Raw genomic sequence first — 24,953 nt, forward strand, 5'->3', positions numbered from 1 at the left:
CGGGCCTCGTCGCGGTCGGTCAGCCCTGGTGGGTACCGGCCGAGCGGAGGTTCTGGCAGGCCTCGACGACGCGCTGCGCCATCCCGGCCTCGGCCTCCTTGCCCCAGGCGCGCGGGTCGTACTGCTTCTTGTTGCCGACCTCGCCGTCGATCTTCAGGACGCCGCTGTAGTTCTTGAGCATCCAGTCGGCGACCGGGCGGGTGAAGGCGTACTGGGTGTCGGTGTCGACGTTCATCTTCACGACGCCGTAGTCGACCGCGGCCGAGATCTCCTCGGGCAGCGAGCCGGACCCACCGTGGAAGACGAGGTGGAAGGGCTTGCTGTCGGCGGCCACCCCGAGCTCGGCGGCCGCGGCCTCCTGGGCGGCCTTGAGCACCTCGGGGCGCAGCTTGACGTTGCCCGGCTTGTAGACGCCGTGGACGTTGCCGAAGGTCAGCGCGGTCATGTAGTAGCCCTGCTCGCCGGCGCCGAGCGCGCGCACGGTGGCGACGGCGTCCTCGGGCGTCGAGTACAGCTTCTCGTTGATGGCGTTCTCGACACCGTCCTCCTCGCCGCCGACGACCCCCACCTCGATCTCGAGGATGATGTTCGCCGCCTTGCACGCCGCGAGCAGCTCCTCGGCGATCTGGAGGTTCTCGTCGAGCGGCACGGCCGAGCCGTCCCACATGTGCGACTGGAAGATCGGCAGCCCCCCCGCCTTGACCCGCTCGGCGGAGGCGGCGATGAGCGGCCGGACGAAGGTGTCGAGCTTGTCCTTCGGGCAGTGGTCGGTGTGGAGCGCGATGTTGACCGGGTAGTTCTTCGCGACCTCCTCGGCGTAGGCGGCGAGCGCCTTCGCACCGGTGACCATGTCCTTGACGGTCGACCCGGAGGCGTACTCGCCGCCGCCGGTGGAGACCTGGATGATGCCGTCGGAGCCGGCCTCGGCGAAGCCGCGGATGGCGGCCGTCACGGTCTGGCTCGAGGTGATGTTGATGGCGGGGTACGCGAACGAACCGTTCTTGGCCCGGTCCAGCATGTCGGCGTAGACCTCGGGCGTTGCGATGGGCACGGTGTTCTCCTCGTGACGTGGGATGTGCCTACGCCCTGATCCTTCCACCAACGCCCGGGCGGCGTGCACCGGTGTCCGTACCCGCCGGTAGCCCGTCCTCGGCCGTGACCCGGCCCGGACGTGCGAACGGGGCGACGCTGTCGCGTCGCCCCGTTCGGCGGCTCGGCGGGTGCCCTGCACACCCGGGGGCCGGCCGGAGGTCCGTGGACCGTCCGGATCGGAGGAGACCTGCGGTTTCCATACCCGATGAGACGACAGTGTGCAGCGATCGGTGGGTCGCTGTCCAGTGCTTTGGCGATTTTCGTGGACCTGCGTTCTCATCGTCTCCGCACCGGTTCTTGACCGGATCTTCGTCAAGGCGCCCCGCGGCCTGCCGACGAGAGGGGCAACAGGTCCCGGCAGCCCGCCGGGCCGACCCCGCACGGAGGTGAGGTCGCGTGGACGACGGGATGGACGAGATCGTCCGGGAGTTCCTCGTGGAGTCGCACGAGAACCTCGACCAGATCGACGTCGACCTCGTCGCGCTCGAGCGCGACCCGGAGTCGCGCGAGCGGCTCGCCCGGGTGTTCCGGGCCGTCCACACGATCAAGGGGACGTCCGGCTTCCTCGGGCTCCCGGTGCTCGAGGGCGTGGCCCACGCCGGCGAGACCCTCCTCGCCTCCCTGCGCGACGGCGACCTGCACCTGAGCACCGAGCGCGCCTCGCTGCTGCTCGCGACGGTCGACGCCATCCGCGAGATCCTCACCTCGGTCGAGGCCGGCACGGGCGAGGGCCCGCGCACCTTCGAGGACCTCGTCTCCCTCCTCCATCGCTCCGTGGCCGACGAGCCCGTCCTCGTCGGGGAGCCGGCGCCCGCTGTCGAGCCCGCGCCGGCTCCCCAGGACCTCCCCGCCCCGGCGGGGGTCGTCACCGCCCCGACGGCCCCCGTCGGCTCCCCCGTCCCGGGTCCGGGGTCGACGCCCGTCCGGGCGGTCCCCGAGCCCGTCGAGCCGGTCGCGGCCGAGGACGACGAGCGCGAGGTGCCCGGTCGCCGCGGCGCCGCGGAGTCCTCGGTGCGCGTCGACGTCGCCGTCCTCGACTCCCTGATGCGCCTCGTCGGCGAGCTCGTCCTCACGCGCAACCAGCTCTCGGCCCATCACGGCGGGCAGTCCGGCGCCGACCAGCCCGCCGGCGGCGCAGCCGTCGCCGCGGCCCCCACGGGTGCCCCCGGCGACCACGGCCGGCGGGCCCGCGGCAGCATGATGCAACCCCGCAACCTCGGGTCGAGCGACCTCCAGGACGCCGTGATGAAGGCGCGGATGCAGCCGGTCGACACGGTGTGGGCCAAGTTCCCCCGCGTCGTGCGCGACCTCGCGACGGCCTGCGGCAAGGACGTCTCCCTGACGATGCTCGGGCGCGACACCGAGCTCGACCGCGGCCTTGTCGAGGCCGTGCGCGACCCGCTGACCCACCTCGTGCGCAACGCCGTCGACCACGGCATCGAGACCCCCGCCGAGCGCGTCGCCGCGGGCAAGCCGGCCGGCGGCGCCCTCGTCCTGCGGGCCTCCCACGAGTCCGGCCGCGTCGTCATCGAGCTCTCCGACGACGGCGCCGGCCTCGACCCCGCCGCCATCACCGCCAAGGCCGTCGAGCGCGGCATCATCACGCCCGCGCAGGCCGCGTCGATGAGCGCCCACGACGCCCACGCGCTCGTCTTCCGCCCCGGCTTCTCGACCGCGGCCGCCGTGACGAACGTGTCCGGCCGCGGCGTCGGGATGGACGTCGTCAAGACGAACATCGAGGCGATCGGCGGCACCGTCGAGCTCTCGTCGACCCCGGGCCGGGGCACGACCGTCCGGCTGACCCTCCCGCTGACCCTCGCCATCGTCCCCGCGCTCATCGTCGTCGTCGGCGAACAGCGCTACGCCGTCCCGCAGACGCTCGTCCGCGAGCTCGTCGCCGTCCACGGTGGCGGCCACGTTGTCGAGGACGTCGCGGGCGTCCAGGTGCTGCGGCTGCGCGAGCGCCTGCTCACCCTCGTCGACGGACGCACCCTGCTCGAGGCGGAGTCGGGCCCCCCCGGCGCGATCGTCGTCCTCGACGTCGACGGCCGCGTCTTCGGCCTCGTCGTCGACGAGGTCCAGGACACCGAGGAGATCGTCGTGTCCTCGCTCGGCGAGCACCTCGCCGGCACCGAGGTCTTCTCCGGCGCCACGATCCTCGGCGACGGCGCGGTCGCCCTCATCCTCGACGGCACCGGCCTCTCCGGCCTGGCCCTCACGGGTGAGCAGCGCGCCGACCTGCTCGCCGACGCGGGCTCCGAGGACCGGTCCCGCGAGGACGCCCGGCGCCTCGTCGTCGTCCGGGCCGACGGCGAGCGCCACCTCGCCCTCCCGCTCGACGCCGTCACCCGCCTCGAGGACCTCGACGGCGGGTCCGTCGAGCGCCTCGGCGAAGGCTGGGCGGTGCGCTACCGCGGCGGCATCATGCCGCTCGTCGAGGTCGCGTCCGTCGTCGGCGGCCGCCCCGGCCGGACCCCGGGCGGAGGCGCCGACGGGTCGGCGAGCCGCGCGGTCGTCGTCGTCTCGCGGGGCGAGCACCCGGTCGGCCTCGTCGTCGACGCCATCGTCGACATCGCCGACGAGGACCCCTCCGTCGCCCCGCAGGACGGCCGGCGCGGACCGGGCGTCGTTGGTGGGGCGGTCGTCGGCGGCCGGCTCGTCGAGCTCCTCGACCTCGAGGCCGCCCTGCGCTGCGCGGGCCCCGTGCCCACGGCCGCGCTCCTCGAGGAGGCCGTGGCATGAGCGCGACGTACGTGACCTTCAGCCTCGGTGAGCACCTCGTCGGCCTGCCGGTCGAGCGGGTCCAGGAGGTGCTCGGCTCCCTGCCGATGACGCCGGTGCCGCGCTCGGACTCCCGCGTCGCCGGCCTGCTCAACCTACGCGGCCAGGTCGTCACCGGCATCGACCTGCGGACCCGCTTCGGCCTGCCCGCCGACGAGGCCGGCTCCGGCACCGTCGTCGTCCGCTCGGCGTCCGGCCCGGTCGCGCTCGTCGTCGACCGGATCGGCGACGTGATCGACGTCGACGACGTCCAGCCCCCGCCGGCCACCCTCGCGGGCCCGGTGCGCGACCTGGTGCGCGGCGCCTTCGTCCTGTCCGACTCCCTCCTCCTCGACGTGCGGCTCGATGCCGTGCTCGCCCTCGACCGATGACCGACCTCTCGCCCCTCCCGGCCCCCGAAGGAAGCCCTGCCATGTCCGACCGCCCGACCCCCGCCCTCCTGCGCCGGTACGCCGACCTCCGCCTCGCGACGAAGATGGGCCTGACCATCGGTTCGTTCGTCGTCGCCGTCGCCGTCGTCGCCGTCATGTCGCTCACCGGTCTCGGTGCCGAGGAGAAGGCCCTCGACGCCGTCGCCTACGACGGCGTGACGGCCGTCTCCGCCCTCGCCGACGTCCGCGTGGCGTATGCCGGACGTGACGACCTCGCGATGAGCTCGAGTGGCGCGGCCGCCGACGGAGCCGTCGAGCGCCTCGCCGCCCAGGACGCCGCGGTCGAGAAGGCCGCAGCCGTCTACTCCCAGGTCGAGGAGAAGGGCGCCGACGCCGGGAGCACCGGGTGGACCGACTTCACCGCGGGGTGGGCGAAGTACACCGACCTCCGCGACGGCGTCCTCCTCCCGGCCCTGCGCTCCGGTGACGTCGCCACCTACCGGGCGGCGGTCGAGACCCAGCTCCTGCCCCTCGAGGACGCGATGGGCAAGGGCCTGCTCGCGGAGCAGACCTCGCGCAACGCCGCAGCCGGCACGGTCGTCGAGGCGGCCCACGCCCGGTCGTCCACCGCGACCCGCACCGTGTGGATCGCGCTCGGTGTCGGCGGCGCGCTCGCCCTCGCGCTCGGGCTCGGGCTGATGCGCTCGATCCTCACCTCGGTGAGCAGCGTCTCGCGCGGCCTGCGGGCCCTGCGCGACGGCGACCTCACCGTCAGCGCGCGCGTCCTCAACCGCGACGACATCGGCGTCATGGCCGAGAACTTCAACGAGGCCGTCGCCGGCGTCCGCGGCATGGTCGGCGAGATCGCCGACAACGCGAGCACGCTGGCCCACGTCTCCTCGACGATGGCCACGGTCACCCAGGACATGGCCCACGGAGCCGACTCCCAGGCCGAGACCTCGCGCAGCACCGCCGCGGCGGCACACCAGGTCTCGGCGAACGTCCAGACCGTCGCCGCGGCCACCGAGCAGATGGCGGCCTCCGTCGGCGAGATCGCCCACTCGGCCAACCAGGCCGCCCGCGTCGGGCAGGACGCCGTCGCGCTCGCGGCGCAGACCAGCCAGACCGTCGCCAGCCTCGGCGAGTCCTCGACCCAGATCGGCACCGTCGTCGAGACCATCGAGAAGATCGCGGAGCAGACGAACATGCTCGCGCTCAACGCGACGATCGAGGCGGCCCGCGCCGGCGACCACGGCCGCGGCTTCGCGGTCGTCGCCAACGAGGTCAAGGAGCTGGCCCGCGAGACCCGCCGGGCCACCGCCGAGATCCAGGTGCGCGTGTCGTCCATCCAGGCCGACGCCGAGGCGGCGGTCGCCGCGATCAGCCGCATCGACGGCGTCGTCGGCCAGATCAACGACCACCAGACGACGATCGCCTCGGCGGTCGAGGAGCAGACCGCGACGACGAACGAGATGTCCCGCAACGTCGCCGACGCCGCGACCGGCACCGGCAGCATCGCGACGAGCATCGCCGAGGAGGCCGAGGCCCAGGCCCGGGCCGCCGAGGGCGTCGCCACGGTGCGCTCCACCGCCGGCGAGGTCGAGTCCATCTCCAGCACCCTGCGTGCGGCCGTCGGCCGCTTCACCGTCTGATGCGCGCGCTCCTCGTCGACGACTCGCGGACCATGCGGGCCCTCCTGGCGCGCCTGCTCACCGGCCTCGGGTTCGAGGTCGAGCACGCGGCGGACGGGCAGGAGGCCCTCGCGGCCGTCACCGCCGCCGCGGCCGAGGACCGGCTGCCCGACGTCTGCCTCGTCGACTGGAACATGCCGGTGATGACCGGGCTCGAGTTCGTCGTCGCCGTGCGGGCCAACCCGGAGTGGCGCGACATCTCGCTGATGATGGTGACGACCGAGTCCGAGCACGCCCAGATCGTCCGGGCGCTGGCCGCGGGCGCGCACGAGTACCTCATCAAGCCCTTCCCCGCCGAGGCCATCGAGGAGAAGCTGCGGCTCCTCGGCCTCGTCCCGGTCGGATGAGCACCCGCGTCGTCCTCGTCGACGACTCCCCCGCCGTGCGCCGCGTCGTCGCCGAGGCGCTCGGGGGCCTGCCCGGGGTCGTCGTCGCCGGCCAGGCGCGCAACGGTCGCGAGGGCCTCGACCTCGTCGACGAGCTGCGCCCCGACGCCGTCGTCCTCGACATCGAGATGCCGGTCATGGACGGCATCGAGACGATGCGGGCGCTGCACCGGTCGCACCCCTCGCTGCCGGTCATCATGTTCTCGACCCTCACCGAGCGCGGCGCCCGCGCCACGTTCGAGGCCCTCGCCGCCGGTGCGCGCGACTACGTCACCAAGCCGCGCAGCACGAGCGGGCTCCTCGAGTCGGTCGCGATCATCCGCCGGGAGCTCGGCGAGCGCCTCGCCGCCCTCTGCCCCCCGTCCGAACCGGTCTCCGTCGCAACCGATCCCGAGGTCGGACGCGCCCGGCGCCGCCCCGGACCGGTGGCGCTTGCCGGCCGTCGGCCGGCCGCCCCGTCGCCGCTCGCCGTCGACCACTCGGGTCGCGTCGACGTCGTCGCCATCGGGTCCTCCACCGGGGGTCCCGAGGCGCTCGGTGTGCTGCTCGCCGGACTGCCCCGCTCGCTGTCCGTCCCGGTCCTCGTCGTCCAGCACATGCCGCCCGTCTTCACCCGGCTGCTCGCCGAGCGGCTCGACCGCACCGGCCCCCTGCCGGTCCGCGAGGCCGTCGACGGAGCCCCGCTGCGTCCCGGCGTCGTCCACGTCGCGCCCGGCGACCTGCACCTCACGGTGGCCGGCTCGCCCGCCGCCGCGACCATCGCCCTGACGTCGGGGGCCAAGGAGCACCACTGCCGGCCCTCGGTCGACGTCCTGTTCCGCTCGCTCGTCCCGGTGTACGGCCGGCGCACCCTCGCCGTCGTCCTCACCGGCATGGGGACCGACGGGGCCGCCGGCGCCGGCGCCGTCGCCGCCGCCGGCGGTGTCGTCCTCGCCCAGGACGAGGCGAGCTCGGTGGTGTGGGGCATGCCCGGCGCCGTCGTCGCCGGCGGGCACGCCTCCCGCGTCCTCCCGCTCTCGACGATGGCCCGCACGGTCGCGGGCCGGGTCGCCGTCGGCCGGACCGCCCCGGCGGGGGGTGCGGCATGAGCACGCTCGACCAGGCGGACTTCGACCTCTTCGCACGCATCGTCCAGCAGGACTCGGCCATCGTGCTCGAGCGCGGCAAGGAGTACCTCGTCAGCGCGCGCCTCGCGCCGGTCGCGACGCTCGCCGGCCTCCCCGACCTCGCCTCGCTCGCCACCCGGCTGCGGAACCGGCCGGCCGACCCCGTGCGCGCCCAGGTCGTCGAGGCGATGACGACGAACGAGACGTCGTTCTTCCGCGACATCCACCCGTTCGACGCGCTCGCGCAGCACGTCGTCCCCGCGATCACCGCCACGTCGCGGCCGGACCGCTCGCTCGACGTGTGGGCCGCGGCGTGCAGCTCGGGGCAGGAGCCCTACTCGCTGGCCATCACCGCCGCCGAGTCCCTGCCCCCGGGGTGGCGGGCCCGGATCACGGCGACCGACCTGTCGCCGGCGATGGTCGCGCGCACCCGGGCCGGCCGGTTCAGCCAGCTCGAGGTCGGCCGGGGTCTCTCGGCCCTGCGCCTCGTCTCGCACTTCACCCGCGTCGGTCCCGAGTGGGAGGCCTCCCCGGCCCTGCGCTCGATGGTCACGGCCCGGACCCTCAACCTCGCGGCGCCGCTCCCGCTCCTGCCGCGCTTCGACGTCGTGTTCCTGCGCAACGTCCTCATCTACTTCGACGTCCCGACCAAGGCCGCGGTCCTCGCGGCCGTGCGCGGGGTGCTCCGCCCGGGGGGATACCTCTTCCTGGGCGCGGCCGAGACGACCCTCGGCCTCGACGCCGGGTTCGAGCGCGTGGCGCTCGGCCGGGCGATGGTCTACCAGACGAGAGGCGGTCACCGATGACCACAGCCAGCCCCATCGAGTCCGCGTACGTCGACTCGATCGTGTCGACCGTGTGGGAGTCGCTCTTCGGCGAGCCCGCCGTCGCGACCGCGCCGGAACCCGTTCCCGCGCAGGCGATCCGGGCGCGGGTCGGCATCCACGGAGGCTGGACCGGGTCGGTCGTCGTCTCGTGCGGACCCGACGTCGCCTCCGACCTGACCCGTGAGCTCCTCGCCCTGCCCGCCGACTCCGTGCCCGGTCCCGACGAGGTGCACGACGCCCTCGGTGAGATCGCGAACATCGTCGCGGGCAACGTCAAGTCCCTCCTCCCGGCCCACGCGGAGCTCGGCCTGCCCGAGGTCGCGGACGGGTCGGGGCAGCACCACCTCGACGGCGCCGTCGCCGCCACCTACCTCGCCACCCTCGGCCCGCTCCGGGTCGACGTCACCGCCCGGGAGGGCCGATGAAGATCCTCGTCGTCGACGACTCTCGCGTCATGCGCCAGATCGTCGCCCGCACGCTCCGCCAGTCCGGCCACGGTGGCCACGAGATCGTCGAGGCCGACACCGGCCGGGCCGGCCTCGAGGCCGTCGCCGCGCACCGGCCCGACCTCGTCCTCTCGGACTGGAACATGCCGGAGATGTCCGGCCTGGAGTTCCTCGAGGCCCTGCGCGCCGCCGGCGACGCGACGCCGTTCGGCTTCGTGACCTCCGAGGGCTCCTCGCTGATGCGCGCCCAGGGCATGGCCGCGGGCGCGCTCTTCCTCATCGGGAAGCCCTTCACCGCCGAGTCGTTCGCGCTGCACCTCGACCCGGTCCTCGGGCGGGGCGCGGCCCCGGCCCCGACCGTCGTCGAGGACCGGGTCGCCGGCCACATGGGCCTCCCGGAGCGCAAGGAGGCGCGCGACCTGCTCGAGCGACTGCTCGGCCGGGACTGCGCGGTCGACAACGGCGTCGGCGCCCCCGCACCCGGCGAGGCGAGGTCGACCACCGCCGAGATCGTCGACGACGCCGGGACCGTGACCGCCCTGCTCGTCGCCGACCACTCGCTCGTCGTGCGCGCCGGGGCCTGCCTGTCGCTCACCCCGGCCCCCGCCGCCGAGGACCTCGTCCGCGACGGGGAGACGACCCCGCCGGTGCGGGCGGCCTTCGGCGAGGTCCTCAACGTCTTCACCTCCCTGTTCAACGGGGCGGGGGCGCCGCACGTGCGCCTCGGCCGGGTCTGGTCCGACGGCGAACCGGTGCCCCACGAGGTGCTCGCCCCGATGGCCGGGTCGCTGACGCGCGACGACCTCACCGTCACGGTGTCCGGGTACGGCGCCGGGCGGTTCTCGGTCGTCCTGCCGGCGACGATGCCCTCGATGGCCGCGAGCGGGGTGGCCTGAGCGCACCGTCCCGACCGGGTAGCAGTGCTCAGGACGGGTGGCCCCGCCGCCCGTCACGCTGGGCGCATGGAGACCCTCTCGCCCGCCGCCGTCGCCGCCGCGACCCCGGCCACCCGCAACCGGGTCGTCGACCTGCTGCGCGTCGGCGCCCTCACCGTCGTCGTCCTCGGGCACTGGCTCGTCGCGGCGGTCGTCGTGCGCGACGGTCGGCTCGACGCCGGGGCCGTCCTCGACCGGGCGTCGTGGACGCACCCGCTCACCTGGGTGTTCCAGGTGATGCCGGTCTTCTTCCTCGTCGGCGGGTACGCGAACGCGGTGTCCTGGAGGGGCGCTCGCGAGCGTGGCGTCGCCTGGCCCGAGTGGCTGCGCGGCCGGCTCCGGCGGCTGCTCGTGCCGGTGGTGCCGCTGCTGCTGTTCTGGGTCGGGCTGCTCGTCGTGGCCGACGCCGCGGGGGTGGACCGGGCGTCACTGCGCACCGCCTCGCAGGTGGCGCTCGTGCCGACGTGGTTCCTCGCCGCGTACGTCGTCGTCTGCGCGCTGGCGCCCCTGACCCTGCGCCTCTGGGAGCGGTTCGGCTGGGCGTCAGTGGTCGGCGGGCTGGCGGTCGGCGGGGTCGTCGACCTCGTGAGCCTCACCGTCGGGCCGTGGTGGGTCGGGTTCGCGAACTACGTCGTCGTCTGGGGCGCGGTGCACCAGCTGGGCTACGCGTGGCTGGACGGCCGGGTCGGCGGGACCGGGCGGCGGCTGGCGATGGCCGCGGTCGGTCTCGTCGGGCTGGTGGCGCTCGTCCGGGCGGGGCCGTACCCGGTGTCGATGATCGGCCTCGACGGCGCCGCCGTGAACAACAGCTACCCGACGAGGGTGACGCTGGGGTTCCTCGGGCTGCTGCAGGGCGGGGTGGTCCTGGCCCTCGAGCCGGCGCTGCGTCGGGCGATGTCGCGGCCCCGGGCGTGGACGACCGTCGTCGTGCTCGGCCGCCGGATGATGTCGGTCTACCTGTGGCACCTGACGGTCATGGTCCTCGCCATCGGGGGGTCTCTGCTCGTCGGCGGGTTCGGGCTCGGCGCCGAGCCGCTGTCGGGTGCGTGGTGGACCACGCGGCCGGTGTGGTGGCTGGTGCTCGGGACGCTGACGGCGGGGGTCGTCGCGCTCGTCGGGCGGTTCGAGGACGTGCGCCGGACTGCCGGCCGGGTCGCCGCGTGGCGGCCGGTCGCGGCCGCGGTGCTCGGCTGCGGCGGGCTCGGGGTCATGGCGGCGCGGGGGCTGGTCGGCCGCGAGGGCCTCAGCTGGTGGTGGGCCATCCTCCCCGTGCTCGGCGTGGCCCTGGTCTCGCCGGGACCCAGGCGGCCGCGAGGCTGACGCGGTTGTCGGCGTCGGACGGGGAGACGACCACGCCCTGCGCCGACGTCCGTGCCGACGGCGCGGCCGGGTCGCCGGCGGCAGGTCAGCCGGCCGTCAACCCGTCGCGTCGGGCCGCCAGGTGGGCGCGCTCGACGTCGTTGCCGCAGCGGTCGATCGCGACGTCGAGCGCGACGACCGCCTCCGCGTCACGGCCGATCCGGGCGAGGAGCTCGCCGCGCACGGCCGGTACCCGGTGGCTGGTCGGCAGCTCGGCGTCGAGCCCGTCGAGGGCGCGCAGCCCCGCCTCCGGGCCGTCGCGCTCGGCCACGGCCACCGCCGCCGCGAGCCGCACGGCCGGTGACGGGTTGACCCGGGCCAGCGCGTCGTACGCGTCGCAGACGACGTCCCACCGGGTGTCGCCGGCCGTCGGCGCCGTGGCGTGCGCGGCCCCGATGAGCGCCTGGAGCCGGTAGGACTCGACGAGCGGGTCGGCGGCGGGCGGCATCCCGTCGAGGACGGCCAGCGCCTCGTGCACCTCGTCGTGGTGCCAGCGGGACCGGTCCTGGTCGGGCAGCAGGACGAGCGAGCCGTCCGGCCCGACGCGCGCGTCGCGCCGCGAGTGCTGGAGCAGCACGAGCGCGAGGAGCGCCCGCAGCACCGGCTCGTCAGGCCGGAGCGCGAGCGTCACCCGCACGAGCCGCACCGCCTCCCCGGCGAGGTCGGCCCGCAACAGGTCCGGTCCCGAGCCCGGCGCGTACCCGGCCGTGAAGGCGAGGTAGGCCACCTGGGCGACCGTGGCCAGCCGGTCCGGCAGCGCGTCGGCCCCCGGCACGCCGTACGGGATGCCCGCCGCCACGATCTTCTTCTTGCCGCGGGTGATGCGCGCCGCCATCGTCGGCTCCGGGACGAGGAACAGCCGGGCGATGTCGGCCGTCGTCACGCCGACGACGAGCCGCAGGGCCAGCGCCGCGGCCACCTCCGGCGCGAGGGCCGGGTGGCAGCACAGCAGCACCAGGCGGAGCCGGTCGTCCTCGACGAGGCCTCCCGGGTCGGCCATCGCGCCACCTCCTGTGGTCCTCTCGGCCTCGTCGACGAGCAGGGGCTGCTTGCGGCCGGCCATCGCCTCGGCCCGCAGCCGGTCGAGGACCCGCCGCCGCGCGGCCACGTGGAGCCACGCGGCCGGGTCGTCCGGCACCCCGTCGCCGGGCCAGCGCCGGGCGGCGGCCTCCGTGGCGTCGGCGAGGGCGTCCTCGACGAGGTCGAGCCGCCGGAACCGCCCGAGGAGCAGGGCGACCAGGCGCCCCCACTCGTCGCGGACGACGGCGGACAGGACCTCGTCGGGGGTCACACCGACTCGTACCCCTCGATGACCATCACCGGGCGGATCTCGACGGTGTACGCCGCCGGCATCAGCCGGGCGGCGGCGATGGCCGCGTCGAGGTCGGGCAGCTCGACGTCGTAGTAGCCGCCGACCTGCTCGGCGAGCTCGACGAACGGACCGTCGGTGACGACCCGCTCGTCGCTCCGGCCGGGGTGCACGGTCGTCGCCGTGTCGGCGTCGCACAGGGCACCGCTGGAGAGCCGGCGCCCGTGCTCGTCGACGTACCGCTCGAAGGCGTGGTGGGCGTCGAAGTACTCCCGGCGCTCCTCGGCCGAGGCCTGCTCCCACTCACCGGGCCGGTAGGCGATGAGGACGACGTAGCGCTTCACGACGCACCCTCCGCGTCGTCCTGCCGCCCGGTGACCATGTCGCGGAACTCGATGAGCTCGCCACGGGCGGCGAACTCGCGGCAGATCCGCAGCAGGTCCGCGCGGTCGGGGCTGTCGACGAGGTAGAAGCCGACCACCTGCTCGACCGACTCGGTGAACGGGCCGTCGGTGACGACCGTCCCGCCCGACCCGTCCGGACGCATCGACACCGCCTCGGCGGACGGCGTGAGCGGGCCGGCGGCGACGATGCGGTGGCCCCCGGCGTCGAGGTCGCCGTGGAACCGCTCGTGGCTGCGCATCCCCTTCTCGTGCTCCTCGGGCGGCAGCTGCGCCCACTCGGCCTCGGGCGCGGGCAGCAGGACGAGGTGGCGCCCCATCAGGCGCGGTCCTCGGCCGAGACCGTCCGCCGCACCTGGACCGCGTCGCCGAGCGCGGCGATGATCTGGCAGCACTCGAGCAGGTCGTCGAGGTCGTCGCTCTCGACCTGGTAGAAGCCGCCCACCTGCTCGGCGGTCTCGGTGAACGGGCCGTCGGTGACCGCGCCTCCCCCGGCGGGCACGCGCTTGCCCTCGCTCGTCGCGTGCAGCTCGGCGCCGCCGGTGATGCGGTGGCCGCGCCGCACCAGCTCGGCCGCGAAGCGCTCGTACTCGGCGTACCCGGCCGTGCGCTTCTCGGCATCCATCGTGGTCCACCAGCGGTCGGCGTCTCCGACGATGAGGACGACGTACTCGGTCATGGCCTGCTCCTTCGGTCGTGGCCGCCCGGTCGGCGGCCTCACCCCGATGACGCACGAGCCGGCCGCGTGTCGACAGGTCTACAACAACTTTCTCTCCGGATGCCGGAACCTTCGGTGACCTGCCGGTTGGAAGCGGCAGGTCACTGAAGCTCTCGGCAGCCGGAGAGAATGTTCAGCGGGGTGCGTCGAGGGCGGACGCGAGCAGGCGCAGGGTCTCCTCGCGCGCCGGTGCGCGGTCGGCCGGGGTCCCGGCGGATGCCCCCGCCACGGGGCTGACCATCACCTCGTCGACCCCGTGCTCGGCGGCGAAGGCGATGAGCCGCCCGGCGACGTCGTCCGGCGTGCCGACGAGCCAACGCCCGAGCATCTCCTCGGCGAGCGCCTCGTGGGCCGGGGCGAGCGGCGCGGCCTCGGCCTCCTCGACCGTCGCGAGGGCGTGCAGCGGCTGGCCGGTGCGCAGGGCGACCATCGACCGGATGTTCGGCAGCGCCAGCCGGCGGGCCTCCTCCGCCGACGCGGCGACGACGACGTTCGCGGTGAGCAGCGTCCGGGGCTCCGGGTGCTCCTCGGACGGCTGGTAGCCGTCGCGGTACAGGGCCAGGGCCTCGGCCGTCCCGCGCCCCGAGAAGTGCGAGGCGAAGACGTAGGGCAGGCCACGGGAGGCGGCGAGCCGGGCCGAGTAGTCGGACGAGCCGAGCAGCCAGAGGTCCGGCACGGAGGTGGCCTGCGGGGTCGCCCGCAGCACGTGGTCACCACTCGGGAGGCGCAGGGCGGCGCCGGCGGGCGACATCATCGCGACGACCGCGTCGACGTGGTCGGGGAAGCGGTCCACCGCGTCGCCGTCCCCCTGCCCGGTGCCGCTGCGCAGGGCCCAGGCCGTGACCGGGTCGGTGCCCGGGGCCCGCCCGATGCCGAGGTCGACCCGGCCGGGGAAGGCCGCCTCGAGGAGCGCGAACTGCTCGGCGACGACGAGCGGGGCGTGGTTGGGCAGCATGACCCCGCCGGAGCCGACCCGGATGCGGTCGGTCGCGGCGGCCACGACGGCGGCGAGCACGGGAGGGTTGGTCGCAGCCACGGCCGGCATGTTGTGGTGCTCGGCGAGCCAGTAGCGGCGGTAGCCCAGCTGGTCGGCGACGCGGGCCAGCGAGCGGGTGGCGGCGACGGCGTCGGCGCTGCTCTGGTCGGAGCGGACCGGGACGAGGTCGAGGACGGAGAGGGCGGGGGTGGTCACCGCAGGTCCAGCGGCCCCGGCGCCGGCACTATTCCGGGCGCTGGTCGAAGACGTGCCGGCGCACCCACGCGTGCATCGCGACGGCCGCCGCCGCGCCGGCGTTGACCGACCGGGTCGACCCGAACTGCGCGATGTGCAGGACGACGTCGCAGACGGCCTGCATCTCGGGCGTCAGCCCTGCGCCCTCCTGCCCGAGCACGAGGACGCAGGCCCTCGGCAGGTCGTGGGTCTCCAGCGCCACCGACCCCGGCACGTTGTCGATGCCGACGAGCGGCAGCCGCCCGCCGCCCTCCCCCGCGGTCGCCGCCCACGACGCGAGCGCCGCGGCGTCCACGTGGTGGTGCTCGTGCTGGTAGCGGTCGGTGACCATCGCCCCGCGCCGGTTCCAGCGACGCTTGCCGACGACGTGGAAGGCGGCGGCGTTCATCGCGTTCGCGGTCCGCACGACCGAGCCGATGTTGAGGTCGTGGCGCCAGTTCTCGATGGCGACGTGGAAGGGGTGCCGACGGGTGTCGAGGTCGGCGACGACGGCCTCCAGCGTCCAGTACCGGTACCGGTCGACGACGTTGCGCCGGTCGCCGTCGCGCAGCAGCTCGGGGTCGTACCGGTCGTCGTCGGGCCACGGCCCGTCCCACGGGCCGACGCCGACCTCGGCCTCCGGACGCTCCTCCACGGCACCGAGGCTAGGCGTGCACGCGGGAGAGGAAGCGGCGGGTGCGTTCCTCGCGCGGGTCGCCGAGCACCTGCTCGGGCGGCCCCTCCTCGTGAACCACCCCGCCGTGGAGGAAGCACACGGTGTCGGCGACCTGCCGGGCGAACCCGATCTCGTGCGTGTTGAGGACCATCGTCATCCCCTCGTCCTTGAGCTCGCGGAGCAGGTCGAGGACCTCGCCCACGAGCTCGGGGTCGAGGGCCGAGGTGACCTCGTCGAGGAGCATGAGCCGGGGCTGGTTGACGAGCGCCCGGGCGATGGCCACCCGCTGCTGCTGCCCGCCGGAGAGGTCGTCCGGGCGAGCAGAGGCCTTCTCCGCCAGCCCGACCCGCTCGAGCATGGCCATCGCGCGCTCGCGCGCCTCCGCCTTCGGCACCTTGTGCACCCGCACCGGGGCGAGGGTGGTGTTCTCGAGCACCGTGAGGTGGGGGAAGAGGTTGTAGGCCTGGAAGACGACCCCCATCCGGGCGCGGACGGCGTCGGCGTCGACCCGGGGGTCGGTGACGTCCTCCCCCTCGAGCGTGATGCGGCCGTCGTCGACGACCTCGAGGAGGTTGACGCAGCGCAGCAGCGTCGACTTGCCCGACCCGCTCGCCCCGATGAGGACGACCACCTGCCCCTCGCGCACGGTGAGGTCGAGGCCGCGCAGGACCTCGGTGTCCCCGAACGACTTCCGCACACCCTCGAGCTGCAGCAGCGGCGCGCTCACAGCATCCCTCCCGCCCCGTGGAACCCCTGACGCCGGGCGACGTGGTCGGTGAACCTCGCCATCGGGATGGTCAGGCACACGAACAGCGCGCCGGCGACGACGTAGGGCGTGAAGTTGAAGTCCGTCGCCGTCTCGATCTGCGCCGCCCGGATGGCGTCGATGACCCCGAGCACCGCGATGAGGCCGGAGTCCTTCTGCAGCGAGACGAGGTCGTTCATCAGCGGCGGGACGACCCGACGCACGGCCTGCGGCAGGACGACGTGCCGCATCGTCTGACCGTACGACAGCCCGAGCGAGCGGGCCGCCGCGCGCTGCGAGGGGTGCACCGACTCGATGCCGGCGCGGAACACCTCGGCGACGTAGGCCGAGTACGACAGGACGAGCGCGCACGCTCCCCAGAACAGCGCCGAGGAGGGGAGCCCCGACAACCGCAGCGCCGGCGCGCCGAAACCGAGCACGAAGATGACGAGCAGCAGCGGCAGGCCACGGAAGAGGTCGACGTACGCCGTCGCGAAGAGCCTGAGCGGGAAGGCGACCGGCCCTCGAACCGTCCGCATCACGGCCAGCGTCAGCCCGAGCAGGGCGATGACCACGCCGCAGACGAGCATCACCCGGATGTTCAGCCAGAGCCCCTCGACGACGGCCGGGAACGCCTCGACCGCCTTGTCCGGGTCGAGGAAGGTCTCGCGCACCCGCGGCCAGCCGGGCGAGGTGACGACGAGCGCGACGACCACCCCGACGAGGACGAGCGTGGACGCCGCCGAGATCCCGGCGGAGCGCACGGCGCGGCCCCGTCGGTAGGCGCGGCGCTCACGCTCGAGCTCGGAGGGGACCCAGTCCTCGCCGGCGACCCCGGCACCGTTGGCGGACACGGGGATCAGGACAGCTCGGGAGCGCCCTGCGTGGAGAGCCACTCGCCGACCAGCTCGTCGAGCGTGCCGTCGGCCCGCAGCGCGTCGACGGCCGCGGTCACGCACGGGGTGAGCGAGCTGCCCTTGTCGAGGACGGCGCCGAACTGCTCGGGGCTGCCCGTGGCCGGCAGCTGGCCGACGATGACGCCGTCGTCGAGCTGGGCCGCGGTCATGTAGAAGCCGGTCGGCAGGTCGACGACGATGCCGTCGATCTGCTTGTTCTTCAGGGCCTGCACGGCGAGGTCGTTGGTGTCGAAGACGGCGACGTCCTCGGTCGGCGCGATCTGGTCCTTCGCGGCGGTGTAGGACGTCGTGCCCACCTGCGCACCGAGCTTCGCGCCCTTGAGGTCGGCGACCGTGGTCTTGCCGTCGATCGGGCTGCCCTTGTAGGTGATGACGGTCTGGCGCACGTCGTAGTAGCCGGAGGAGAAGTCGACGGCGTTCCGGCGCTCCTCGCTGATCGAGACCTGGTTGACGTCGAGGTCGAAGGTCTTCGGGCCCGGGGCGATGGCGGTGTTGAACGGCACGACGACCCACGTGACGGCGTCCTTCGCGTACCCGAGCTTGTCGGCGACGGCGTACGCGACGGCCGACTCGTAGCCCTTGCCGTTGCTCGGGTCGTCGTCGACGAACCACGGGCCGTAGGCCGGCTTGTCGGTGCCGACGGTGAGCTTCCCGGCGGTGACGGTCTTCAGGGCGTCCGGGGTGCAGCCGGCGAGCGGGTCGGCCGAGCCGCTGCCGCTCGGCGTCGACGAGGCGGCGGGCTCGTCGACCGGGGCGCCGCACGCGGCGAGCCCCAGGGCGAGGAGGAGGACGACGGGGGCGACGAGGCGAGGGCGTCGGGTCATGGTGGTGCTCTCTTCCGGGCGCGCGGACGGCGACCGCGCGATCTGGGCGACACGGTAGACCGTCGGGACGGAACGCGTCGCGGACGTCCCACATGGCGACGGGATCCGTCGTCGGCCCCGGCCGGCGCCGACACGCACAGGGACCCCACGGTCCGCGCCGGACCGGCCCGGCGGCCGCGACACCTACCCTTGACCCCGTGATGCACGCGCTCGGTCCCCAGTGGATGGACCCCGAATACCTCCTGTCGACCTACGGGTCGGCGTTCTTCTGGCTGTCCCTGGCCATCGTCTTCGTCGAGTGCGGGCTCTTCTTCCCGATCCTGCCCGGCGACTCCCTGCTCTTCGCCATCGGCATCTTCGTCGCGGGCGGCCGGCTGGAGGTCAACCTCGTCGTCGCCATGGTCGCCCTCTTCCTCGCGGCCTTCCTCGGCAACGTCGTCGGCTACGAGATCGGCCGGGCGGCCGGGGCACCGCTGCGCCACCGCGACGGGCGGATCGTCAAGCGCCAGTACTTCGACAAGACCGAGGAGTTCTTCGAGCGCTACGGCGCCCGCGCGCTCGTCCTCGGGCGCTTCGTCCCGATCGTCCGCACCTACATCACGGTCGTCGCGGGCATCGGCCGGATGGAGCGCCGGCACTTCTTCACGTGGTCGGCCGTCGGTGCCGCGCTGTGGGTCTTCGTCGTCACCGTCGCCGGGTACTTCCTCGGCGGGGTGTCCCTCGTGCGCGACAACCTCGAGGCGGCGATCCTCCTCATCGTCCTGCTCTCGGTCGTGCCGATGGGCATCGAGTACCTGCGCCACCGCCGCGAGCGCGGGATGTCGCGCGAGGAGGTCGCCCGCGAGTCGGCCGAGGTCGTCGACGAGGTCGAGGACGCCGAGCGCTCCTGACGCCGGGCTCCTCCCCCCGCCCTCAGCCGAGGTCGATGAGTCCTCGGCGGTGCGCCTCGGCGACGGCCGCCGTCCGGTCCTGGACGCCGAGCTTGGCGAAGGCGCGCAGCAGGTGCGTCTTGACCGTCGCCTCCCCGATGAACAGCTCGCGGCCCACCTCGGCGTTCGACAGTCCGCGCGCGACGAGGGCGAGCACCTCGGCCTCGCGCCCGGTGACCTCCGGCCCGGCGGGTGCGCGCAGCCGGTCGGCAAGCCGGGCGGCCACCGGCGGCGCGAGCACGGTCTCGCCCCGGGCCGCGCGACGGATGGCGTCGGTGAGCACCGAGGTCGGGGCGTCCTTGAGGAGGTACCCGCGCGCTCCGGCCTCGACGGCCCGGACGATGTCGGCGTCGGTGTCGTAGGTCGTGAGGACGAGGACGTGCGGCGCCGACGGCAGCGACCGCAGCCTGGCGGTCGCCTCGGCGCCGTCCATCACCGGCATCCGCAGGTCCATGAGGACGACGTCCGGCTCGAGCCGCGGCACGAGGGCCAGGGCCTCCGCGCCGTTGCCGGCCTCACCGACGACGTCGAGGTCGGGCTCCTCCCCGAGCACCGCGACCATCCCCGCCCGCACGACGGGGTGGTCGTCGACGACGAGCAGGCGGATCACCGGGGAACCTCCAGCCGCAGCGTGGTGCCGGCACCGGGGGCGCTCGTCAGCCCCACCGCACCGCCGACCTGGGCGGCCCGGGCCCGGACGCCGTCGAGCCCGAACCCGCCCCCGTCGGCCGACGGGTCGAAGCCGCACCCGTCGTCGGTGACGGTGAGCACGACGCGCTGCGGCTCGTAGGCGAGGGCCACGGCCACCCGCCCGGCCTCGGCGTGCCGGCGCACGTTGGACAGCGCCTCCTGGGCGGTCCGCAGGAGGACCACCTCGGCGACACCGCCGAGCGGGGCGGGCTCGCCGTCGACGGACACGTCGGTCCGCAGGCCGGTCTCGCTGCTGACGGCCGCCCCGAGCCGCTGCATCGCCTCGACGAGGGTGCGCGACTGGAGGTGACCCGGCGTCAGCTCGGCGACGATGAGGCGGGCCTCGGCGAGGTTGTCGGTGGCCGTGCGCTCGATGAGCGCGAGCCGCTCGCGGACGGTGTCGGCGTCGCCGCGGGAGAGGGCGGCCTCCGCGGCCCGCGAGAGCGTGACGACCGAGGTGAAGCCCTGCGCGAGGGTGTCGTGGATCTCCCGGCTGATCCGCTCGCGCTCGTCCTGCACGCCGCGGTCGCGCTCGACGGCGGCGAGCCGGGCCTGCGTGGACCGCAGCTCGTCGATGGTCTCCGCGCGGCTCTGCGCCTCGTCGACGATGCGGTTGATGAAGATCCCGAGGGCCATCGAGATGCCGAGGGAGATGACCGAGCTGATGACGATGGCCCCGAGCGCGTCGGAGTCGAAACCGCTCTGCCAGAACCGCACCGTGCCGAACGTCGCGAGGGTCAGGAGGGTGCCGACCGCAGCCCACCGCACCTCGAGCATCGCCCACATCTGCGGGTAGAGGACGAAGTAGAGCATCCACGACTCGGTACCCGGGTCGACGAGCTGGATGGCCAGCAGGAGCGACCACGCGACGAGCTGGTAGGCCACCCCGGCCCCCTGCAGCTGCCGGATGCCCCGGACCCCGAGCGTCGCGTAGGCCACGCCGATCGCGACGAGCAGCAGCAGGGTGGGCCACAGTCCGTGCGGGCCGCGGTCGTCGAGCACGGCGACGACGACCGCCGAGCCCCACACGATGGCGAAGGCCCCGTGCCAGAAGGGTTCCTGCCGCCGCCACATCGCGCGGAACTCGGCGGTCGACACCCCCTCCTCGGCGCAGTCGGCGGTCGGGTCGGTCATGGCCACATCCTGCCGCCCGAGGGGCCCTCGCACCTCACACCGAGCCGCGCTTGAACCACGTGAAGGTCGTCAGGCAGAGCACCAGCCCGCCGAGCGCCCAGGCACCGAGCACGAGGAGGGTGCGCCCCGGCTCCCACGAGCCGGCCATCTCGGCCGACGCCAGCGCGTCCGGGAGGAAGACGGCGCGCATCCCCTGCGCGATCCACTTGAGCGGGAAGACCGACGCGACCTGCTGGAGCCACTGCGGCACGTCCGTGAAGGCGATGTACACCCCGGAGATGAACTGCAGGACGAGCTGGGGGCCGATGACGACGGCGCCGATCGAGCGCGACGAGGCGAGCGAGGAGTAGGCGATGCCGAGCACCGTGCCGCCGAAGACCCCCAGCGCGAAGACGCCGGCGAAGAGCAGCCAGCGACCGCCGGTGTCGGGCAGCGGCACGTCGAAGGCGAGCCGGGCCACCAGGAGGAGGAGCGCCACCTGGACGAGCGAGGTGCAGATGACGAGCCCCACCTTGCCGAGGAAGTACGCGGCCGGCGGCATCGGGGTGGCGCGCAGCCGCTTGAGGGTGCCGTCGTCGCGCTCGGCGGCGACCGACATCGCCATCGTCTGGAAGCTCGTGAGGATGACGCCGGCGGCGACCATCCCCGGGAGGAAGTAGCGGGCCGCGGTCATCCCCGTGCTCGCCGAGTCCTCGAACTGGCTCGAGAAGATCACGGAGAACAGGAGCAGCAGGAGGATCGGGAAGAGGAAGGAGAAGAAGACGGCCTCCTTCTCGCGCGAGTACATCTTCAGCTCGACACCGGTGCGGTCGACGCCGAGGGCGAGGGTGTTCATGCGGGCACCTCCTGGCGCTCGTCGGTGACGTGGGGGGCGATGAGCCCGAGGTAGGTGTCCTCGAGCGACGGACGGGTGACGGTGAGCTCGGGGACCTCGCCGCCGAACCGGGCTGCGAGGGAGGCGACCTCGGTGGTGGGCGTGGCGGTGCGGACGTTCTGCCGGGTGCCGCCCTCCTCCCACGAGACGGTCGCCTCCTGCGACTGCCGGCCGCCGAGGGCCGCCGGGGTGTCGAGCGCGAGCAGCCGCCCGCCGGCGATGACCCCGACCCGGTCGGCGAGGTGCTCGGCCTCGTCGAGGTAGTGCGTCGTCAGGAGGATGGTCGTGCCGTCGTGGGCGAGGCCACGGATCAGCTCCCAGAAGTCCCGGCGGGCCTGCGGGTCGAACCCCGTCGTCGGCTCGTCGAGGAAGAGCAGCTCGGGGCGGCCGACGATGCCGAGCGCCACGTCCATCCGGCGTCGTTGGCCGCCGGAGAGCCCGGAGATGCGGTCGTCGGCCTTGGCGGTGAGACCGGTGGCCTCGAGGACCTCGTCGACGTCCCGTGACGCGCGGTAGCCCTTGGCCGTGCTCCGGAGGATCTCGCGCGGGGTCAGCAGGTCGAGGCCGCCGGAGGTCTGGAGCACGATGCCGATGCGGTCGCGCCAGGCGCGGGTCGCGCCGTGCGGGTCGGTGCCGAGGACGGAGACCTCGCCGCCGTCGCGGTCGCGGAAGCCCTCGAGGATCTCGACGGTCGTCGTCTTGCCGGCGCCGTTCGGGCCGAGGAGGGCGAACACCTCGCCGGCGTGGACGTCGAGGTCGAGGCCGTCGACGGCCCTGTGGTTCCCGTACGTCTTGGTCAGCTCGCGGATGCGGATGGCTGTCTGGCTCATGCCTCCAGCGTGCTCGCCCCCGGCGCCTCGCGGGACGCCCGGGCGGTGGACGTCACGTCCACCGACCGGTGGACGGCCCAGGCCGCGACGACGGCGACGAGCAGCCCCGCGAGCCCGGCGACGAGGTAGGCCGGGCGCGGGCCGGCCAGAGTGCCGACGACCCCGCCGAGGCCGAGGGCGAGCGCTCCGGCGGCCCGCGACAGCCCGCTGACGAGGGCGACGACCGCGCCGCGGTGGCCGGCGGCGAGCTCGTCGAGGAGCAGGGCGAACACGAGGGCGTTGACGACGCCGAGCAGCACCCCCACCGCGGCCGCGGCGACGAGGTAGACGGGGTAGCCCGGAGCCAGCCCCTGCCCCACCTGGCCGAGCCCCACGAGCCCGATCGCCCACAGCACCAGGCGGACCCGCGCGCTGCGCGTCGACGCGGCACCGGCGGCCAGCGCCCCGAGGACCGCCGCTCCACCGTGGACGGCCTCCGCCGCGCCGAACTGGGCCGGGCTCGCCCCGAGGACGTCGCGGACGAGGAAGACCTCGACGACGTTGACCGACTCGAGCGTGACGACCATCGGCAGGAGGGCGAGCACGAGCACGCCGAGGACGCGGTCCGAGCGCAGGGCCACCACGCCGTCGCGCGGCAGCAGCCGGTCGCGCCACCCGTCCGGGGGTCCCTCCCCCGCCGGTGTCGGTGCACCGAGCCGCGGCAGGGTGAGGGCGGCGGCCCCGAGGACGAGGAACGACGCGGCGTCGAGGAGGAGCGCGGTCGACGGCCCGTGCCACTGGACGAGGACACCGCCGGCGCCGGCGCCCAGCGGCCCGGCGAGCCCGCGCAGCGCCTGCTGGAGGGCCACGACCCGGCCCGCCGACCCCTCGGGCACGAGCCGCGGGACCAGGGCGGTCCACGACGGGTTGCCGAGGGCGAAGGCGGTCTGGAGCACGAGGACGAGCCCGAGCGTCGCGGGCAGGCCGTCGACGGCGGCGAGCCCGAGCGCGGCGATCACCTGGACGGCGGCGGACGCGGTGAGCACGCGCCGGGGGTCGGCCCGGTCGGCGAGCGACCCCGCGACGCCCATGAGGGCGACCACCGGCACGGCGAACGCGAGGAGGAGCGCGGAGACCGCCCACGGTCCGGCGCCGGAGTCGTGGACCCGCAGCAGCAGCGCGACCATCGCCGCCGAGTCCCCCGCGACGCTCACCGCCGCCGCGAGGAGCACCGTCCGCACGGGGCCGAGCGCGAGCACCTCCCGGTAGTTCCGAAGCACCTGTTTCATAAATGTGAAGGTAACCCTTCAGATCTCGCGTCGTCAACTACCATCGGCGCCATGGCCGCGCCCGACCGCTCCGAGCTGCGGATCACCGACCCCCGCGCACTGCGCGCCCTCGCCCACCCGGCCCGCCAGCAGGTCATCACCGAGCTGTTCTCGGGCGAGGTGCTCACCGCCACCGAGGCCGGCCGGATCTGCGGGCTCTCCCCCTCGGCGATGAGCTACCACCTGCGCGCGCTGGAGAAGTGGGGCATCGTCGAGCGCGACGAGAGCACCGACGGCCGCGAGCGACCGTGGCGCGCGACGGCGAACGCCATCAACGTCACGCCGGAGGCGCACCGGGGAGCCGGTGAGGCGGTCAGCCGCCGCTCGGTGCACACGTGGTTCTCGGACCTCGAGGGTGACCTCGACCGCCTCGTCGACGCGGTCGGCGACGGCGAGAGCCACGGCATGACCTCACGAGGTCGGCTGTGGCTCACCGGCGCCGAGGAGGCGGAGCTGCGCGAGGCGCTGCACGAGGTGGTCCGGCGCCACCGCGGGCGGTCACGGCGCGACCATCCCGAGGGGGCCCGTCCCTACAACGTCTACGCGCTGGTCCTGCCCGCCGACGAGGCCGCCACCCCCGACGCCTGAACCGGCGTCGCCGCCTGTGGGTCGAGGTGATACCCGACCCCATCCCGGTCGCGTTTCACCTCGACCGACGGGCGAGGGCGGTGGTCAGGCCGAGGGGCCGGCGGCGGGGGGCGCGGGCGGAGGGGTCGAACCGGGCTCCGGCGCAGCCGAACCCGGGGCACCCGGTGCCTGGTAGCTGCTCGGCGGCGGGATGGTGGCCTCGCGCTGGCCGAAGTCGACCTTCGGCGCCTCACGCTGCTCGCCGACCGCCTCGAAGTACTCGGCCCGCTCGATGTGGAAGAGGTTCGCGACGATGTTCGTCGGCACCGTCTCGACCTTGGTGTTGAGGTCGCGGACCGTCGCGTTGTAGTACCGCCGGGCCGAGGCGATGCGGTCCTCGGTGGAGGTCAGCTCGTTCTGGAGGGCCATGAAGTTCTCGTTGGCCTTGAGGTCGGGGTAGGCCTCGACGATCGCGAGCAGCCGACCGAGCGCCTGGCTGAGCATGTTCTCGCTCTCGGCCTGCTGGGCCGGGGACTGGCCGGGCGCCATCGCCGCGGACCGTGCCGCGACGACGTCCTCGAGGGTGCCGCGCTCGTGCGCCGCGTAGCCCTTGACGGTCTCGACGAGGTTGCCGATGAGGTCGTGCCGGCGGGTCAGCTCGACGTCGATCTGGCGCCACGCCTCCTGGACGAGGTTGCGCAGCTTGATGAGGCCGTTGTACGCGCCGACCGCCCAGAGGACGAGGGCGAGCACGATGACGACGACGACGATGGTGACGATCACGAGGTCCTCCGGGTCCGGTCGGCTGGGTCGATCGTAGGGCCTGGG

27 protein-coding genes are annotated in these 24,953 nt (G+C 74.4%); 11 read left to right on the forward strand and 16 right to left on the reverse strand.

Going from position 1 to position 24,953, the window contains the following annotated elements; genetic code table 11:
- Positions 1 to 19: 19 nt before the first annotated feature.
- Positions 20 to 1,051 (reverse strand): class II fructose-bisphosphate aldolase, encoded by a 1,032-nt coding sequence (gene fbaA, locus JQN70_RS15260; RefSeq protein ID WP_204132228.1) that lies wholly within the window; start codon positions 1,049 to 1,051, stop codon positions 20 to 22.
- Between the two features lie 437 nt (positions 1,052 to 1,488).
- Between fbaA and JQN70_RS15265 the strand changes: the two genes are divergently transcribed.
- The 9 genes from JQN70_RS15265 to JQN70_RS15305 all read left to right on the forward strand — a co-directional run bounded on the left by JQN70_RS15265 (position 1,489) and on the right by JQN70_RS15305 (position 10,955).
- Entirely contained in the window at positions 1,489 to 3,834 is a 2,346-nt protein-coding gene (locus JQN70_RS15265) for a chemotaxis protein CheA (RefSeq protein WP_307836016.1), read from the forward strand.
- The gene (locus tag JQN70_RS15270) at positions 3,831 to 4,244 is read left to right on the forward strand and encodes a chemotaxis protein CheW (RefSeq protein WP_204132229.1); all 414 of its coding nucleotides are present in this window, start codon (positions 3,831 to 3,833) and stop codon (positions 4,242 to 4,244) included. The genes JQN70_RS15265 and JQN70_RS15270 overlap by 4 nt, the downstream gene beginning before the upstream one ends.
- A 41-nt stretch (positions 4,245 to 4,285) precedes the next feature.
- Entirely contained in the window at positions 4,286 to 5,896 is a 1,611-nt protein-coding gene (locus tag JQN70_RS15275; protein ID WP_204132230.1) for a methyl-accepting chemotaxis protein, read from the forward strand.
- Positions 5,896 to 6,282 (forward strand): response regulator, encoded by a 387-nt coding sequence (locus JQN70_RS15280; protein ID WP_204132231.1) that lies wholly within the window; start codon positions 5,896 to 5,898, stop codon positions 6,280 to 6,282. The genes JQN70_RS15275 and JQN70_RS15280 overlap by 1 nt, the downstream gene beginning before the upstream one ends.
- A complete protein-coding gene (gene cheB, locus JQN70_RS15285) occupies positions 6,279 to 7,409 on the forward strand; it encodes a chemotaxis-specific protein-glutamate methyltransferase CheB (RefSeq protein ID WP_204132232.1) in 1,131 nt (376 codons plus the stop codon). The genes JQN70_RS15280 and cheB overlap by 4 nt, the downstream gene beginning before the upstream one ends.
- Positions 7,406 to 8,233 carry a CheR family methyltransferase gene (locus JQN70_RS15290; protein ID WP_204132233.1) on the forward strand — a complete coding sequence of 276 codons (828 nt, stop codon included), beginning with the start codon at positions 7,406 to 7,408 and terminating at the stop codon, positions 8,231 to 8,233. Before cheB ends, JQN70_RS15290 begins: the two co-directional genes overlap by 4 nt.
- On the forward strand, positions 8,230 to 8,679 hold the full coding sequence (locus tag JQN70_RS15295) for a chemotaxis protein CheX (protein ID WP_204132234.1): 450 nt from the start codon (positions 8,230 to 8,232) through the stop codon (positions 8,677 to 8,679). The genes JQN70_RS15290 and JQN70_RS15295 overlap by 4 nt, the downstream gene beginning before the upstream one ends.
- Entirely contained in the window at positions 8,676 to 9,596 is a 921-nt protein-coding gene (locus tag JQN70_RS21035) for a response regulator (protein ID WP_204132235.1), read from the forward strand. Before JQN70_RS15295 ends, JQN70_RS21035 begins: the two co-directional genes overlap by 4 nt.
- 66 nt (positions 9,597 to 9,662) lie before the next feature.
- Positions 9,663 to 10,955, forward strand: a complete 1,293-nt coding sequence (locus JQN70_RS15305; RefSeq protein WP_204132236.1) for an acyltransferase family protein — start codon at positions 9,663 to 9,665, stop codon at positions 10,953 to 10,955.
- Positions 10,956 to 11,040: 85 nt separating this feature from the next.
- On the opposite strand, the gene JQN70_RS15310 is transcribed toward JQN70_RS15305, so the two are convergent.
- The 9 genes from JQN70_RS15310 to JQN70_RS15350 all read right to left on the reverse strand — a co-directional run bounded on the left by JQN70_RS15310 (position 11,041) and on the right by JQN70_RS15350 (position 17,794).
- Positions 11,041 to 12,285, reverse strand: a complete 1,245-nt coding sequence (locus tag JQN70_RS15310; protein WP_204132237.1) for an RNA polymerase sigma factor — start codon at positions 12,283 to 12,285, stop codon at positions 11,041 to 11,043.
- Entirely contained in the window at positions 12,282 to 12,647 is a 366-nt protein-coding gene (locus JQN70_RS15315) for a YciI family protein (RefSeq protein WP_204132238.1), read from the reverse strand. Before JQN70_RS15315 ends, JQN70_RS15310 begins: the two co-directional genes overlap by 4 nt.
- A complete protein-coding gene (locus tag JQN70_RS15320) occupies positions 12,644 to 13,024 on the reverse strand; it encodes a YciI family protein (protein WP_204132239.1) in 381 nt (126 codons plus the stop codon). The genes JQN70_RS15315 and JQN70_RS15320 overlap by 4 nt, the downstream gene beginning before the upstream one ends.
- Positions 13,024 to 13,383 carry a YciI family protein gene (locus tag JQN70_RS15325; protein ID WP_204132240.1) on the reverse strand — a complete coding sequence of 120 codons (360 nt, stop codon included), beginning with the start codon at positions 13,381 to 13,383 and terminating at the stop codon, positions 13,024 to 13,026. Before JQN70_RS15325 ends, JQN70_RS15320 begins: the two co-directional genes overlap by 1 nt.
- Before the next feature lie 172 nt (positions 13,384 to 13,555).
- On the reverse strand, positions 13,556 to 14,614 hold the full coding sequence (locus tag JQN70_RS15330) for an LLM class flavin-dependent oxidoreductase (RefSeq protein WP_204132241.1): 1,059 nt from the start codon (positions 14,612 to 14,614) through the stop codon (positions 13,556 to 13,558).
- 28 nt (positions 14,615 to 14,642) lie between these two features.
- Entirely contained in the window at positions 14,643 to 15,287 is a 645-nt protein-coding gene (locus JQN70_RS15335) for a TrmH family RNA methyltransferase (RefSeq protein WP_204132242.1), read from the reverse strand.
- Between the two features lie 10 nt (positions 15,288 to 15,297).
- On the reverse strand, positions 15,298 to 16,035 hold the full coding sequence (locus tag JQN70_RS15340; RefSeq protein ID WP_307836017.1) for an amino acid ABC transporter ATP-binding protein: 738 nt from the start codon (positions 16,033 to 16,035) through the stop codon (positions 15,298 to 15,300).
- The gene (locus JQN70_RS15345; protein WP_204132243.1) at positions 16,032 to 16,907 is read right to left on the reverse strand and encodes an amino acid ABC transporter permease; all 876 of its coding nucleotides are present in this window, start codon (positions 16,905 to 16,907) and stop codon (positions 16,032 to 16,034) included. Before JQN70_RS15345 ends, JQN70_RS15340 begins: the two co-directional genes overlap by 4 nt.
- Positions 16,908 to 16,912: 5 nt before the next feature.
- Positions 16,913 to 17,794, reverse strand: a complete 882-nt coding sequence (locus JQN70_RS15350) for an ABC transporter substrate-binding protein (protein ID WP_204132244.1) — start codon at positions 17,792 to 17,794, stop codon at positions 16,913 to 16,915.
- Between the two features lie 200 nt (positions 17,795 to 17,994).
- Between JQN70_RS15350 and JQN70_RS15355 the strand changes: the two genes are divergently transcribed.
- Positions 17,995 to 18,684 carry a DedA family protein gene (locus JQN70_RS15355; RefSeq protein ID WP_204132366.1) on the forward strand — a complete coding sequence of 230 codons (690 nt, stop codon included), beginning with the start codon at positions 17,995 to 17,997 and terminating at the stop codon, positions 18,682 to 18,684.
- Between the two features lie 22 nt (positions 18,685 to 18,706).
- Here the strand turns inward: JQN70_RS15355 and JQN70_RS15360 are convergent, their stop codons facing one another.
- Genes JQN70_RS15360 through JQN70_RS15380 form a run of 5 tightly spaced genes read right to left on the reverse strand, consistent with a single transcriptional unit; the run spans position 18,707 to position 23,519 of the window.
- Positions 18,707 to 19,333 carry a response regulator gene (locus tag JQN70_RS15360; RefSeq protein ID WP_204132245.1) on the reverse strand — a complete coding sequence of 209 codons (627 nt, stop codon included), beginning with the start codon at positions 19,331 to 19,333 and terminating at the stop codon, positions 18,707 to 18,709.
- Positions 19,330 to 20,547 carry a sensor histidine kinase gene (locus JQN70_RS15365; RefSeq protein WP_204132246.1) on the reverse strand — a complete coding sequence of 406 codons (1,218 nt, stop codon included), beginning with the start codon at positions 20,545 to 20,547 and terminating at the stop codon, positions 19,330 to 19,332. Before JQN70_RS15365 ends, JQN70_RS15360 begins: the two co-directional genes overlap by 4 nt.
- Before the next feature lie 34 nt (positions 20,548 to 20,581).
- Complete coding sequence (locus JQN70_RS15370; protein WP_204132247.1) at positions 20,582 to 21,382, reverse strand: ABC transporter permease; 801 nt, start codon at positions 21,380 to 21,382, stop codon at positions 20,582 to 20,584.
- Entirely contained in the window at positions 21,379 to 22,251 is an 873-nt protein-coding gene (locus tag JQN70_RS15375; RefSeq protein ID WP_204132248.1) for an ABC transporter ATP-binding protein, read from the reverse strand. Before JQN70_RS15375 ends, JQN70_RS15370 begins: the two co-directional genes overlap by 4 nt.
- Positions 22,248 to 23,519: an MFS transporter gene (locus JQN70_RS15380; RefSeq protein ID WP_204132249.1), complete on the reverse strand. Its 1,272-nt coding sequence runs from the start codon at positions 23,517 to 23,519 to the stop codon at positions 22,248 to 22,250. Before JQN70_RS15380 ends, JQN70_RS15375 begins: the two co-directional genes overlap by 4 nt.
- 51 nt (positions 23,520 to 23,570) lie before the next feature.
- Between JQN70_RS15380 and JQN70_RS15385 the strand changes: the two genes are divergently transcribed.
- The gene (locus JQN70_RS15385) at positions 23,571 to 24,146 is read left to right on the forward strand and encodes an ArsR/SmtB family transcription factor (protein ID WP_204132250.1); all 576 of its coding nucleotides are present in this window, start codon (positions 23,571 to 23,573) and stop codon (positions 24,144 to 24,146) included.
- 84 nt (positions 24,147 to 24,230) lie between these two features.
- Here JQN70_RS15385 and JQN70_RS15390 read toward each other — a convergent pair whose 3' ends face one another.
- Positions 24,231 to 24,908, reverse strand: coding sequence for a LemA family protein (locus JQN70_RS15390; RefSeq protein ID WP_204132251.1), 678 nt, complete (start codon positions 24,906 to 24,908; stop codon positions 24,231 to 24,233).
- Positions 24,909 to 24,953 lie beyond the last annotated feature (45 nt).

Origin of the sequence: Phycicoccus sonneratiae, assembly GCF_016887965.1 — a bacterium.
Classification (GTDB): Bacteria; Actinomycetota; Actinomycetes; order Actinomycetales; family Dermatophilaceae; genus Phycicoccus; species Phycicoccus sonneratiae.